The 13324-nt window shown below is 60.0% G+C and carries 12 protein-coding genes; 10 read left to right on the top strand and 2 right to left on the bottom strand.

Going from position 1 to position 13324, the window contains the following annotated elements:
- Positions 1–85: 85 nt before the first annotated feature.
- The 10 genes from nuoG (at position 86) to ACMXYI_RS17070 (ending at position 10985) form a co-directional block, all read left to right on the top strand.
- Positions 86–2800, top strand: a complete 2715-nt coding sequence (nuoG, locus tag ACMXYI_RS17115) for an NADH-quinone oxidoreductase subunit NuoG (protein WP_415768235.1) — start codon at positions 86–88, stop codon at positions 2798–2800.
- Complete coding sequence (nuoH, locus tag ACMXYI_RS17110) at positions 2797–3804, top strand: NADH-quinone oxidoreductase subunit NuoH (RefSeq protein ID WP_008146046.1); 1008 nt, start codon at positions 2797–2799, stop codon at positions 3802–3804. Before nuoG ends, nuoH begins: the two co-directional genes overlap by 4 nt.
- 12 nt (positions 3805–3816) lie before the next feature.
- The gene (gene nuoI, locus ACMXYI_RS17105; protein WP_200889382.1) at positions 3817–4362 is read left to right on the top strand and encodes an NADH-quinone oxidoreductase subunit NuoI; all 546 of its coding nucleotides are present in this window, start codon (positions 3817–3819) and stop codon (positions 4360–4362) included.
- Between the two features lie 9 nt (positions 4363–4371).
- A complete protein-coding gene (nuoJ, locus tag ACMXYI_RS17100; RefSeq protein WP_415768234.1) occupies positions 4372–4875 on the top strand; it encodes an NADH-quinone oxidoreductase subunit J in 504 nt (167 codons plus the stop codon).
- A gap of 2 nt (positions 4876–4877) precedes the next feature.
- Complete coding sequence (gene nuoK, locus ACMXYI_RS17095; RefSeq protein ID WP_007946416.1) at positions 4878–5186, top strand: NADH-quinone oxidoreductase subunit NuoK; 309 nt, start codon at positions 4878–4880, stop codon at positions 5184–5186.
- Entirely contained in the window at positions 5183–7036 is a 1854-nt protein-coding gene (gene nuoL / locus ACMXYI_RS17090; protein WP_415768233.1) for an NADH-quinone oxidoreductase subunit L, read from the top strand. The genes nuoK and nuoL overlap by 4 nt, the downstream gene beginning before the upstream one ends.
- 39 nt (positions 7037–7075) lie before the next feature.
- Positions 7076–8608, top strand: coding sequence for an NADH-quinone oxidoreductase subunit M (gene nuoM, locus ACMXYI_RS17085; RefSeq protein WP_415768232.1), 1533 nt, complete (start codon positions 7076–7078; stop codon positions 8606–8608).
- A 7-nt stretch (positions 8609–8615) separates the two neighbouring features.
- Positions 8616–10079, top strand: a complete 1464-nt coding sequence (gene nuoN / locus ACMXYI_RS17080; protein WP_283180873.1) for an NADH-quinone oxidoreductase subunit NuoN — start codon at positions 8616–8618, stop codon at positions 10077–10079.
- A gap of 251 nt (positions 10080–10330) precedes the next feature.
- Positions 10331–10681, top strand: coding sequence for a toxin (locus tag ACMXYI_RS17075; RefSeq protein WP_095128979.1), 351 nt, complete (start codon positions 10331–10333; stop codon positions 10679–10681).
- Positions 10671–10985: a helix-turn-helix domain-containing protein gene (locus tag ACMXYI_RS17070; protein ID WP_415768231.1), complete on the top strand. Its 315-nt coding sequence runs from the start codon at positions 10671–10673 to the stop codon at positions 10983–10985. Before ACMXYI_RS17075 ends, ACMXYI_RS17070 begins: the two co-directional genes overlap by 11 nt.
- 150 nt (positions 10986–11135) lie before the next feature.
- Here ACMXYI_RS17070 and ACMXYI_RS17065 read toward each other — a convergent pair whose 3' ends face one another.
- Both ACMXYI_RS17065 and ACMXYI_RS17060 read right to left on the bottom strand, forming a co-directional pair.
- Positions 11136–12878 (bottom strand): ABC transporter substrate-binding protein, encoded by a 1743-nt coding sequence (locus ACMXYI_RS17065; RefSeq protein ID WP_415768230.1) that lies wholly within the window; start codon positions 12876–12878, stop codon positions 11136–11138.
- Positions 12879–13045: 167 nt separating this feature from the next.
- Positions 13046–13318, bottom strand: coding sequence for a DUF2160 domain-containing protein (locus ACMXYI_RS17060; RefSeq protein WP_309677437.1), 273 nt, complete (start codon positions 13316–13318; stop codon positions 13046–13048).
- Between the last annotated feature and the right edge of the window lie 6 nt (positions 13319–13324).

Raw genomic sequence — 13324 nt, 5'->3', positions numbered from 1 at the left:
CGCAAGCGGCTGTGTTGATTCACGCGAATAACAAGATTCCATTAGCCACGCCCGCTGACACCGGGCCAACGAAGAACTTTGAACCATGGCCACTATCCACGTAGACGGCAAAGAGCTCGAAGTCGATGGGGCAGACAACCTGTTACAGGCATGTCTGTCGCTAGGCCTCGATATCCCTTATTTCTGCTGGCACCCAGCCCTAGGCAGCGTTGGCGCTTGCCGCCAGTGCGCGGTCAAGCAGTACACCGACGAAAACGACAAGCGTGGTCGGATCGTCATGTCCTGCATGACCCCCGCCACCGACGGCAGCTGGATCTCCATCGACGACGAAGAAGCGAAAGTGTTTCGCGCCAGCGTCGTTGAATGGCTGATGACCAACCACCCTCACGACTGCCCGGTCTGTGAAGAAGGCGGTCACTGCCACCTGCAAGACATGACCGTGATGACCGGCCACAACGAGCGCCGTTATCGCTTCACCAAGCGTACTCACCAGAACCAGCAACTGGGCCCGTTCATTTCCCACGAAATGAACCGCTGCATCGCTTGCTATCGCTGCGTGCGCTTCTATAAGGATTACGCTGGCGGCACCGACCTCGGTGTGTTCGGCGCCCACGACAACGTGTACTTCGGTCGCGTTGAAGACGGCACCCTGGAAAGCGAGTTCTCCGGCAACCTCACCGAGGTCTGCCCGACCGGTGTGTTCACCGACAAGACTCACTCCGAGCGCTACAACCGCAAGTGGGACATGCAGTTCTCGCCGAGCATCTGCCATGGCTGCTCCAGCGGTTGCAACATCTCCCCGGGCGAGCGCTACGGTGAACTGCGTCGCATCGAAAACCGTTTCAACGGTTCGGTAAACCAGTACTTCCTGTGCGACCGTGGCCGTTTCGGCTATGGCTACGTCAACCGCAAGGATCGCCCGCGTCAGGCATTGCTGGCCAACGGCGCCAAGCTGACCCTCGACGAAGCGCTGGATAAAGCCGCCGATCTGCTGCGCGGTCGCAACATCGTCGGTATCGGTTCGCCACGTGCCAGCCTCGAAAGCAACTACGCGTTGCGCGAACTGGTCGGTGCCGAGCACTTCTACTCCGGTATCGAAGCCGCCGAGCTGGAACGCATTCGTCTGGTCATGCAGGTGCTCAAAGACAGCCCGCTGCCGATCCCGAACATGCGCGACATCGAAGACCACGACGCGATCTTCGTCCTCGGTGAAGACCTGACCCAGACCGCTGCGCGCATGGCCCTGTCCCTGCGTCAATCGGTCAAAGGCAAAGCCGAAGACATGGCCGACGCGATGCGCGTTCAGCCTTGGCTCGACGCCGCCGTGAAGAACATCGGTCAGAACGCGCTGAACCCACTGTTCATCGCCAGCCTGGCTGAAACCAAGCTCGACGACATCGCTGAAGAATGCGTTCACGCTGCGCCAGACGACCTGGCCCGCATCGGTTTCGCCGTGGCTCACGCCCTCGACGCCAGCGCGCCGGCCGTTGAAGGCCTGGACGCGGAAGCCCTTGAGCTGGCCAAGCGTATTGCCGACGCCCTGCTCGCCGCCAAGCGTCCGCTGATCATTGCCGGTACCTCGCTGGGTTCCAAGGCGCTGATCGAAGCCGCGGCAAACATCGCCAAGGCCCTGAAGCTGCGCGAGAAGAACGGTTCCATCAGCCTGATCGTGCCAGAAGCCAACAGCCTCGGCCTGGCCATGCTCGGTGGCGACTCGGTCGATGCCGCGCTGCAAGCCGTGATCGACGGTAAAGCTGACGCCATCGTCGTGCTGGAAAACGATCTGTACACCCGTACCGACAAAGCCAAGGTCGATGCTGCCCTGAACGCCGCAAAAGTGGTGATCGTGGCGGACCATCAGAAGACCGCCACCAGCGATCGCGCGCACCTGGTTCTGCCAGCGGCCAGCTTCGCTGAAGGCGACGGTACGCTGGTCAGCCAGGAGGGCCGCGCCCAGCGTTTCTTCCAGGTCTTCGACCCGACTTACCTCGACGCAAGCATCATGGTTCACGAAGGCTGGCGCTGGCTGCATGCCCTGCGCGCTACCCTGTTGAACCAGCCGATCGACTGGACCCAACTGGACCACGTCACCGCTGCCTGTGCCGCAAGCACTCCGCAACTGGCCGGCATTGTCAGCGCCGCACCGTCCGCCGCATTCCGCATCAAGGGCCTGAAACTGGCTCGCGAACCGCTGCGTTACTCCGGTCGTACCGCCATGCGCGCCGACATCAGCGTGCACGAACCGCGTACTTCCCAGGATAACGACACCGCGTTCTCGTTCTCCATGGAAGGTTACTCGGGCTCGGTCGAACCGCGTCAGCAAGTGCCATTCGCCTGGTCTCCGGGCTGGAACTCGCCGCAAGCCTGGAACAAGTTCCAGGACGAAGTCGGTGGTCACATCCGCGCTGGCGACCCGGGCACCCGCCTGATCGAAAGCACCGGTGATTCGCTGAACTGGTTCGCCAGTGTTCCTCGCGCGTTCAACCCGGCTCCGGGCACCTGGCAGGTTGTGCCGTTCTTCCACCTGTTCGGCAGCGAAGAGAACTCTTCGAAAGCCGCGCCGGTTCAGGAACGCATCCCGGCCGCTTACGTGTCGCTGGCCAAATCCGAAGCCGACCGCTTGGGTGTCAATGACGGCGCCCTGCTGAGCTTGAGCGTTGCGGGCCAGACCCTGCGTCTGCCGCTGCGCATCAACGAAGAGCTGGGTGCCGGTCTGGTCGCATTGCCGGCCGGTATCGCCGGCATTCCGCCAGCGATCTTTGGCAAATCCGTTGACGGTCTGCAGGAGGCAGCTCAATGACCTGGTTCACGCCTGAAGTGATTGACGTGATCATCGCGGTCCTCAAGGCCATCGTGATTCTGCTCGCCGTCGTGGTGTGCGGCGCGCTGCTGAGCTGGGTCGAGCGTCGTCTGCTCGCCCTCTGGCAGGACCGTTACGGTCCGAACCGCGTCGGCCCGTTCGGCGCGTTCCAGATTGCGGCCGACATGATCAAGATGTTCTTCAAGGAAGACTGGACCCCGCCGTTCGCCGACAAAGTGATCTTCACCTTGGCACCGGTCGTGGCCATGAGCGCCTTGCTGATTGCCTTCGCGATCATCCCGATCACCCCGACCTGGGGTGTGGCGGACATCAACATCGGCATCCTGTTCTTCTTCGCCATGGCCGGTCTGTCGGTCTACGCGGTGCTGTTCGCCGGCTGGTCGAGTAACAACAAGTTCGCCCTGTTGGGCAGCTTGCGGGCCTCGGCACAAACCGTGTCGTACGAAGTGTTCATGGGCCTGTCGCTGATGGGCATCGTGATCCAGGTCGGCTCGTTCAACATGCGCGACATCGTTGAATACCAGGCGCAGAACCTGTGGTTCGTCATCCCGCAGATCTTCGGTTTCCTGACCTTCTTCATTGCCGGCGTCGCCGTGACTCACCGTCACCCGTTCGACCAGCCGGAAGCGGAACAGGAACTGGCCGACGGTTACCACATTGAATACGCCGGCATGAAATGGGGCATGTTCTTCGTCGGTGAGTACATCGGCATCGTGTTGATTTCGGCGCTGCTGGTGACGTTGTTCTTCGGTGGCTGGCACGGTCCGTTTGGCATTCTGCCGCAGATCCCGTTCATCTGGTTTGCACTGAAAACCGCGTTCTTCATCATGTTCTTCATCCTGCTGCGCGCCTCGATTCCGCGCCCACGGTATGACCAAGTGATGGATTTCAGCTGGAAGTTCTGCCTGCCGCTGACCCTCGTCAACATGCTGGTGACCGCTGCGATCGTGTTGCTCAACACGCCCGCCGTCGCGGCTCAGTGAGGATAGAGAATCATGAAGTACATATTTGACATCGTGCATGGCTTCTTCACCCAGCTTCGCAGCCTGGTGATGATCTTCGGCCACGCCTTCCGCAAGCGCGACACGCTGCAATACCCGGAAGAGGCGGTGTACCTGCCGCCGCGCTTCCGTGGCCGTATCGTGCTGACCCGCGACCCCGACGGCGAAGAGCGTTGTGTAGCCTGCAACCTGTGCGCCGTGGCGTGCCCGGTCGGTTGCATCTCGCTGCAGAAAGCTGAAACCGATGACGGTCGCTGGTACCCGGAATTTTTCCGTATCAACTTCTCGCGCTGCATTTTCTGCGGCCTCTGCGAGGAAGCCTGCCCGACCACCGCGATCCAGCTGACACCGGATTTCGAGATGGCCGAGTTCAAACGTCAGGACCTGGTGTACGAGAAAGAAGATCTGTTGATCTCCGGCCCCGGCAAAAACCCTGATTACAACTTCTATCGTGTTGCAGGTATGGCGATTGCCGGTAAGCCAAAAGGCTCCGCGCAGAATGAAGCCGAACCGATCAACGTGAAGAGCTTGCTGCCTTAAGGAAGAAAGATGGAATTCGCTTTCTATTTCGCATCGGGTATCGCTGTTGTGTCCACGCTTCGTGTGATCACCAACACCAACCCCGTGCACGCCCTGCTCTACCTGATCATTTCGCTGATTGCCGTGGCGATGACGTTTTTCGCCCTCGGCGCGCCGTTCGCCGGTGTGCTGGAAGTGATCGCCTACGCTGGCGCCATCATGGTGCTGTTCGTGTTCGTGGTGATGATGCTGAACCTGGGGCCCGCCTCGGTTCAGCAAGAGCGCGTCTGGCTCAAGCCCGGCATCTGGCTCGGCCCGGTCGCACTCGGCGCCCTGCTGCTGGTTGAACTGCTGTACGTGCTGTTCAGCGACACCAGCGGCCAGGCCATCGGCCACACCACCGTAGACGCCAAGGCCGTGGGCATCAGCCTGTTCGGTCCTTACCTGCTGGTGGTCGAACTCGCCTCGATGTTGCTGCTCGCCGCAGCCGTCACGGCGTTCCACTTGGGCCGCAACGAAGCCAAGGAGCAATGACGATGCCTGCTATCCCTATGGAGCATGGTCTGGCGGTCGCCGGCATCCTGTTCTGCCTCGGTCTGGTCGGCCTGATGGTCCGCCGCAACATTCTCTTCGTGCTGATGAGCCTGGAGGTCATGATGAATGCCTCCGCACTGGCCTTCATCGTTGCCGGTAGCCGCTGGGCGCAGCCGGATGGACAGATCATGTTCATCCTGGTGATCAGCCTGGCAGCCGCCGAGGCCAGTATTGGCCTGGCGATTCTGTTGCAGCTGTATCGCCGCTTCCACACTCTCGATATCGACGCTGCCAGCGAGATGCGCGGATGAATCTTCTCTATCTGACTTTCGTATTCCCTCTCATAGGTTTCCTGCTGCTGGCGTTTTCACGCGGCCGCCTCTCGGAAAACCTGTCGGCGCTGATTGGCGTCGGTTCCATCGGCTTGTCTGCCATCGTCACGGCTTATGTGATCTGGCAATTCAACGTCGCGCCACCTGAAGGCGGTCACTACACGCAAGTGTTGTGGCAGTGGATGGCGGTGGAAGGCTTTACGCCTAACTTCGCGCTGTACCTGGATGGTCTGTCCCTGACCATGCTCGGTGTGGTGGTCGGCGTCGGCTTCCTGATCCACCTGTTCGCGTCCTGGTACATGCGCGGTGAAGCCGGTTACTCGCGCTTCTTCGCCTACACCAACCTGTTTATCGCCAGCATGCTGTTCCTGGTCCTGGGCGATAACCTGTTGTTCCTGTACTTCGGTTGGGAAGGCGTGGGCCTGTGCTCGTACCTGTTGATCGGTTTCTACTACAGCAACCGCAACAACGGTAACGCGGCACTCAAAGCCTTCATCGTGACCCGGATCGGCGACGTGTTCATGGCCATCGGCCTGTTCATCCTGTTCGCGCAACTGGGCACACTGAACATCCAGGAACTGCTGGTGCTGGCGCCACAGAAATTCCAGGCCGGCGACTTCTGGATGGTCATGGCGACCCTGATGCTGCTGGGCGGCGCTGTCGGTAAATCCGCGCAACTGCCGCTGCAAACCTGGCTGGCAGACGCGATGGCCGGTCCTACTCCGGTTTCGGCACTGATCCACGCCGCAACCATGGTGACCGCCGGTGTCTACCTGATCGCCCGTACTCACGGCCTGTTCTCCCTGGCGCCGGATATCCTGCACCTGGTTGGCGTTGTCGGCGGTGTGACCCTGGTACTCGCCGGTTTTGCCGCACTGGTTCAGACCGACATCAAACGTATCCTCGCCTACTCGACCATGAGCCAGATCGGCTACATGTTCCTGGCATTGGGCGTTGGTGCATGGGATGGCGCGATCTTCCACCTGATGACCCACGCCTTCTTCAAGGCGCTGCTGTTCCTTGCGTCCGGTGCGGTGATCGTTGCCTGCCACCACGAGCAGAACATCTTCAAGATGGGCGGCCTGTGGAAGAAACTGCCACTGGCCTACGCCAGCTTCATCGTCGGCGGCGCGGCTCTGTCGGCCCTGCCACTGGTCACCGCAGGCTTCTACTCCAAGGACGAAATCCTCTGGGAAGCGTTCGCCAGCGGCAACCACGGTCTGCTTTACGCAGGTCTGGTCGGTGCGTTCATGACTTCGCTGTACACCTTCCGCCTGATCTTCATCGCGTTCCACGGTGAAGTGAAGACCGAAGCGCACGCCGGTCACGGCATCGCTCACTGGCTGCCACTGTCGGTGCTGATCGTATTGTCTACCGCCATTGGCGCGATGATCGTTCCACCGCTGCACGGCGTGCTGCCGGAAAGCGTCGGCCATGCCGGCGGCGAAGCCAAGCACAGTCTGGAAATCGCCTCGGGCGCCATTGCCCTGGCCGGTATCCTGCTGGCCGCGCTGCTGTTCCTCGGCAAGCGTCGTTTCGTCACTGCAATCGCCAACAGCGGCATCGGCCGCTTCCTTTCGGCCTGGTGGTTCGCTGCCTGGGGCTTCGACTGGATCTACGACAAACTGTTCGTCAAGCCATACCTTGCGATCAGCCACGCACTGCGCAGAGACCCGCTCGACCAGACCATCGGTCTGATCCCGCGTATGGCCAAAGGCGGTCACACCGCCCTGAGCCGTACCGAAACCGGTCAACTGCGTTGGTACGCGGCATCGATGGCAGCCGGCTCCGTGCTGGTCATCGGCGCCATCGTGCTGGTAGCGGTCTGATATGAACCTTGCGAACTTGCGAAAGGAATTGAGCCCGTCATGATTCTGCCTTGGCTAATCCTGATCCCCTTCATCGGCGGCCTGCTGTGCTGGATGGGTGAGCGCTTCGGCGCTACCCTCCCCCGCTGGATTGCGCTGTTGACCATGACCCTGGAACTCGCACTCGGCCTCTGGCTGTGGGCCCACGGTAATTATTCATTTGCTCCGGCCCCTGGCGCCGATCCGACCTGGGTGCTTGAGTTCAAGCACGTCTGGATCGAGCGCTTCGGCATCAGCGTGCACCTGGCTCTCGACGGCCTGTCGCTGTTGATGATCCTGCTGACCGGTCTGCTGGGTATCCTCTCGGTACTCTGCTCGTGGAAAGAGATCCAGCGTCACGTTGGCTTCTTCCACTTGAACCTGATGTGGATCCTGGGCGGTGTCGTCGGCGTGTTCCTCGCCCTCGACCTGTTCATGTTCTTCTTCTTCTGGGAAATGATGCTGGTGCCGATGTACTTCCTCATCGCGCTCTGGGGTCACAGTTCTTCGGACGGCAAGAAAACCCGGATCTACGCGGCGACCAAGTTCTTCATCTTCACTCAGGCTTCCGGCCTGATCATGTTGGTGGCGATCCTGGGCCTGGTCCTGGTCAACTTCAACGACACCGGCGTGATTACCTTCAACTACGCCGATCTGTTGAAAACCAAGATGTCGCTGACCACCGAGTACATCCTGATGCTCGGCTTCTTCATCGCCTTCGCGGTGAAACTGCCGGTGGTGCCGTTCCACTCCTGGTTGCCTGACGCTCACGCCCAGGCGCCGACCGCGGGTTCGGTCGACCTGGCCGGTATCTTGTTGAAGACAGCTGCTTACGGTCTGCTGCGTTTCGCCCTGCCGCTGTTCCCGAATGCCTCGGCCGAGTTCGCGCCGATTGCCATGACCCTCGGTCTGATCGGGATCTTCTACGGTGCGTTCCTGGCCTTTGCACAAACCGACATCAAGCGTCTGATCGCCTACTCCTCCGTTTCCCACATGGGTTTCGTGTTGATCGGCATCTACTCCGGCAGCCAACTGGCGCTGCAGGGCGCGGTCATGCAGATGCTGGCGCACGGTCTGTCGGCGGCGGCACTCTTTATCCTCAGTGGTCAACTGTACGAGCGTACCCACACCCGCGACATGCGTGAAATGGGTGGCCTGTGGTCGAAGATCGCTTACCTGCCGGCCGTCAGCCTGTTCTTCGCAGCCGCGTCCCTGGGCTTGCCGGCGACCGGTAACTTTGTGGGTGAGTTCCTGATCCTGATCGGCACGTTCCCGAGCGCTCCATTGATCACTATCCTCGCGACGTCCGGTCTGGTGTTCGGTTCGGTCTACTCGCTGATCATGATCCACCGTGCCTACTTCGGCCCGTCCAAATCGGACGCGGTGCTGCATGGCATGGATGGTCGCGAACTGATCATGGTGGTCGGTCTGGCAGCGTTGCTGATTTTCATTGGCGTGTACCCGCAACCGTTCCTCGATACCTCTGCTGCGACGATGCATGGCGTGCAGCAATGGCTCGGCACCGCCTTCACTCAACTCGCTTCGGCCCGGTAAGAGCGCTATGGAATTCACGACTCAACACTTTATCGCGCTTGCGCCGTTGTTGATCACCAGCGCCACGATCATCGTGGTGATGCTGGCAATCGCCTGGCGCCGCAACCACTCGCAGACCTTCCTGATTTCCGTGGCGGGTCTGAACCTGGCGTTGCTGTCGATCCTGCCAGCCCTGAAAGTCGCGCCTCTGGCCGTGACTCCACTGCTGCAGATCGACACCTTCGCTTGCCTGTACATGGCGCTGATCCTGGTCGCCACCCTCGCTTGTGTGACCCTCGCCCACGCCTACCTCGGCGATGGCGGCTCGGGTTACCCGGGCAACCGTGAAGAACTTTACCTGCTGATTCTGATGGCCGCCGCTGGTGGCCTGGTACTGGTTAGCGCGCAGCACCTGGCCGGGTTGTTCATCGGTCTGGAACTGCTCTCGGTACCGGTCTACGGTCTGGTGGCTTATGCCTTCTTCAACAAACGTTCGCTGGAAGCCGGTATCAAGTACATGGTGCTGTCGGCCGCCGGTTCCGCGTTCCTGTTGTTCGGCATGGCCCTGCTCTACGCCGATTCGGGCAGCCTGAGCTTCGTCGGTATCGGCCAGGCCCTGGCCGCCACCGGCCTGCCAAGCTCGCTGGCGCAACTGGGCCTGGGCATGATGCTGATCGGTCTGGCGTTCAAGCTGTCGCTGGTACCGTTCCACCTCTGGACCCCGGACGTTTACGAAGGTGCTCCGGCACCGGTGGCCGCGTTCCTGGCCACCGCGTCCAAAGTCGCTGTGTTTGCAGTGATGGTGCGTCTGTTCCAGATCTCGCCCGCGGCGAGCAGCGGTGTACTGAGCGACGTGCTGACCATCATCGCCATCGCGTCGATCCTGTTCGGTAACCTGCTGGCCCTGACCCAGAGCAACCTCAAGCGTCTGCTGGGTTACTCGTCCATCGCTCACTTCGGTTACCTGCTGATTGCCCTGGTGGCGAGCAAGGGTCTGGCCGTGGAAGCCATTGGCGTGTACCTGGTCACCTACGTGATCACCAGCCTCGGCGCGTTCGGCGTGATCACGCTGATGTCCTCGCCGTACAACGGCCGTGACGCGGATGCCTTGTACGAATACCGCGGCCTGTTCTGGCGCCGTCCGTACCTGACCGCCGTACTGACCGTGATGATGCTGTCCCTGGCCGGTATCCCGCTGACCGCGGGCTTCATCGGCAAGTTCTACATCATCGCTACCGGTGTCGAGTCGCACCAATGGTGGCTGGTCGGTTCCCTGGTACTGGGCAGCGCCATCGGCGTCTTCTACTACCTGCGCGTCATGGTCACCCTGTACCTGATCGAACCGAACCTGCGTCGCCACGATGCGCAACTGCACTGGGAACAACGTGCAGGCGGCGTGATGCTGCTGGCGATCGCCGCACTGGCGTTCTTCCTCGGTCTGTATCCGCAGCCGTTGCTGATCCTGGTTCAGCAGGCGGGGTTGGCGGGTTGATCGCTTAAGCGACACTCGGTAGAAAACAGAAACGGCACCTTCGGGTGCCGTTTTTGCGTTTGTGAGACCTCACTCCAGCCTCTCCCCTCTCCTCCCAGACATCCAGAATCCCCTCGCGGGTGAATCAGCCGCGTCCTACATCCCCTTCCCTGCCTTCGACTTAACGTAATGACCTGACCGAATTGGCAGGAACAGAAACCTTGACCTATTCGATTCTTGTGATAGAAATATACGCAGGTAACGTACAGAACATGGACGCTCTTTTTATCGAATTACCCGCATTTCAAAAGCACAGAAATGACTACCTGGACGACGAACTGTTTCGCAGCTTTCAACTGGAGCTGCTGAAAAACCCGGAAGCGGGCGATCTCGTGGAAGGTACGGGCGGTTTGCGCAAAGTCCGCTTCTCCGACCAGCGACGAGGCAAAGGCAAGCGCAGCGGATTACGGGTGATTTATTACTGGTGGTCAGGTTTCGATCAATTCTGGCTGTTCACGGTGTACAGCAAAAACGAGCAAGACGATCTGACGCCTGCCCAGAAAAAACTTTTCAGACAAACGCTGGATCGAGAAATCAATACGAGAACCCACTATGAAACGTGACATTTTTTCCGAACTGATGGAGGGCCTCGAAGCCTTGGCCGACGAGCGCCAAGGTAAGGTCACGCTGCGGAGCCACAAGGTTCAGTTGCCAAAACTTGTACCCATCACTGCCGAGGAAGTGGTAGCCATCCGCAATCAGCTCAACCTTTCCCGATCGGTGTTCGCCATGTACCTGCGCACCAACACCCGAACCCTTGAAAACTGGGAACAAGGACGGGCAACACCGAATGCCCAAGCCACGACATTGATCCGCTTGGTTGAACGTTTTCCGCAGACGATTGAACAACTCGCCGCCTTGACCTGAACCGTCTAGGTTCCAACGATGCTGGTTCGGCTGGATAAAGTTGATACCTGGAATGCCCCTATCGCGATCCGACTTGCTCGCGATGACGGACTATCAGCCACAAACAAAAACGGCACCTTGCGGTGCCGTTCGCGTTTCACAGCTCAGATGTTATTTACGCGCCGCCTCCCACGACTTCAGCAGTTCGGCATAGCTCACGGTTTCGCCTTTAGGCTTCTCGTTCGCCAGTTTCGGCTTCGGTGCACCCGGTTGGTCCAACCAGTACTGCGCGTCGCGCTCGGGGTTCATTTTCGGTGCGCAGGTGGCTTGCGCCTTCGAGCGTTCCAGACGGGTCATGATCGCGTCCTGATCCTTGGCCAAACCATCCAGCGCCTGTTGCGGGGTTTTCTCGCCGCTGGCCGCTTCGGCGATGTGGCTCCACCACAGTTGCGCCAAACGCGGATAGTCCGGCACGTTGGTCCCGGTCGGGGTCCATTGCACGCGGGCCGGGCTGCGATAGAACTCGACCAGACCACCGAGTTTCGGTGCCAGGTCGGTCATGGCTTGCGAGTTGATGTCCGACTCGCGGATCGGCGTCAGGCCGACGATGGTTTTCTTCAGGGATACGGTTTTCGAGGTCACGAACTGCGCGTACAGCCAGGCCGCGAGTTTTTGCTTCTCAGGCGTGGACTTGAGGAAGGTCCAGGAACCGGCGTCCTGATAACCCAGCTTCATGCCCTCTTCCCAATACGGACCTTTCGGCGACGGTGCCATGCGCCATTTCGGCGTGCCGTCGGCGTTCATCACCGGCAAGCCCGGTTTGGTCATGTCGGCGGTAAACGCGGTGTACCAGAAGATCTGCTGCGCGATGTTGCCCTGGGACGGCACCGGACCGGATTCGGAGAAGGTCATGCCCGCCGCTTCCGGTGGCGCATATTTCTTCAGCCAGTCGACGTATTTGGTGGTTGCATAGACCGCCGCCGGGCCGTTGGTGTCGCCGCCGCGGGTCACGCTGGAACCAACCGGATGGCAGTCCTCGACGCGGATGCCCCACTCGTCCACCGGCAAGCCGTTGGGAATGCCTTTGTCGCCAGCGCCGGCCATGGAGAACCAGGCATCGGTGAAGCGCCAGCCCAGGGACGGATCTTTCTTGCCGTAGTCCATGTGACCGTAGACGCGCTTGCCGTCGATTTCCTTGATGTCTTCACTGAAGAATTTGGCGATGTCTTCATAGGCCGACCAGTTCACCGGCACGCCCAGTTCATAACCGTATTTTTCTTTGAATTTGGCTTTCAGATCCGCCCGCTCGAACCAGTCGGCGCGAAACCAGTAGAGGTTGGCGAACTGCTGGTCGGGCAGCTGATAGATCTTGCCGTCCGGCGCGGTGGTGAACGAGATGCCGATGAAGTCTTTGATGTCCAGGGTCGGCGAGGTGTAGGCCTTGCCTTCGTTGGCCATCAGGTCGGTGATCGATTCGGTTTTGCCGTAGCGAAAGTGCGTGCCGATCAGGTCCGAGTCGTTGACCCAGCCGTCATAGATGTTCTTGTCCGATTGCATCTGGGTCTGCAGCTTTTCCACCACGTCGCCTTCCTGCAGCAAGTCGTGGGTCAGCTTGATCCCGGTGATCTCGGTAAAGGCTTTGGCCAGCGTTTTGGATTCATATTCGTGGGTCGCGATGGTTTCCGAGACCACCTTGATGCTCATCCCGCGAAATGGCTCGGACGCCTTGATGAACCACTTCAACTCTTCGAGCTGCTGGGCTTCGGTCAGGGTGGACGGTTTGAACTCGCTGCCAATCCATTTCTTGGCCGCGTCTTCATAGGCATCGGCCCAGGCTGCAGCGCTCAACCCGCTGAGTGCCAGCATGGCTGCCAATGAAACGCTATGTCGCAGCTTATTGTTTTTGTCGAACATAAGACCTCCTTTTAGGGTTTCGGAGCAGGCTCTGTACGAGAACTGCCTGCGCGTCGATCATGCTGCGTTAAAAACAGGCTCGGAATGCTCATTGACTAAAGTCAACTCCGCTACCTCGCCTGTTTTTGCCTTGCCTGATCGCCGCTCGGCGAGTTCTCGTACAGACCCTATCCCCAGCGCATCACAGCCAACAGCCACACCAGGGACAACGCGAACGCAACCCAGATGCTCCAGTCGGTGACGCCGATTACCAGCAAATGCAGGTAGGCGCTGCCGAGAAGACCGATAAACAACCGATCGCCACGGGTGGTGGCAATCGGCAACAAACCACGCCGAAGAATGCTCGGCGAACGCAGTTCCCAAGTCGTCATGCCCACCAGGATCAAGGCAATGACGCCGAAGAACGCCGCCGTAGGGCCGGTCCAACTCATCCATTCCATCATCAG

Origin of the sequence: Pseudomonas lyxosi, assembly GCF_047758685.1 — a bacterium.
GTDB classification, from domain to species: Bacteria; Pseudomonadota; Gammaproteobacteria; order Pseudomonadales; family Pseudomonadaceae; genus Aquipseudomonas; species Aquipseudomonas lyxosi.
Note: the sequence above shows the minus strand (reverse complement) of the source record. Positions and strands in the feature narration are given on the sequence as shown.

Excerpts from the sequence above, each read along its gene's own strand:
- nuoG (WP_415768235.1), top strand. The coding sequence starts at position 86 with ATGGCCACTATCCACGTAGACGGCAAAGAGCTCGAAGTCGATGGGGCA.
- ACMXYI_RS17070 (WP_415768231.1), top strand. The coding sequence starts at position 10,671 with ATGAAACGTGACATTTTTTCCGAACTGATGGAGGGCCTCGAAGCCTTG.
- nuoN (WP_283180873.1), top strand. The coding sequence starts at position 8,616 with ATGGAATTCACGACTCAACACTTTATCGCGCTTGCGCCGTTGTTGATC.
- ACMXYI_RS17060 (WP_309677437.1), bottom strand. The coding sequence starts at position 13,318 with ATGGAATGGATGAGTTGGACCGGCCCTACGGCGGCGTTCTTCGGCGTC.
- ACMXYI_RS17075 (WP_095128979.1), top strand. The coding sequence starts at position 10,331 with ATGGACGCTCTTTTTATCGAATTACCCGCATTTCAAAAGCACAGAAAT.
- ACMXYI_RS17065 (WP_415768230.1), bottom strand. The coding sequence starts at position 12,878 with ATGTTCGACAAAAACAATAAGCTGCGACATAGCGTTTCATTGGCAGCC.
- nuoM (WP_415768232.1), top strand. The coding sequence starts at position 7,076 with ATGATTCTGCCTTGGCTAATCCTGATCCCCTTCATCGGCGGCCTGCTG.
- nuoL (WP_415768233.1), top strand. The coding sequence starts at position 5,183 with ATGAATCTTCTCTATCTGACTTTCGTATTCCCTCTCATAGGTTTCCTG.
- nuoH (WP_008146046.1), top strand. The coding sequence starts at position 2,797 with ATGACCTGGTTCACGCCTGAAGTGATTGACGTGATCATCGCGGTCCTC.
- nuoJ (WP_415768234.1), top strand. The coding sequence starts at position 4,372 with ATGGAATTCGCTTTCTATTTCGCATCGGGTATCGCTGTTGTGTCCACG.
- nuoI (WP_200889382.1), top strand. The coding sequence starts at position 3,817 with ATGAAGTACATATTTGACATCGTGCATGGCTTCTTCACCCAGCTTCGC.
- nuoK (WP_007946416.1), top strand. The coding sequence starts at position 4,878 with ATGCCTGCTATCCCTATGGAGCATGGTCTGGCGGTCGCCGGCATCCTG.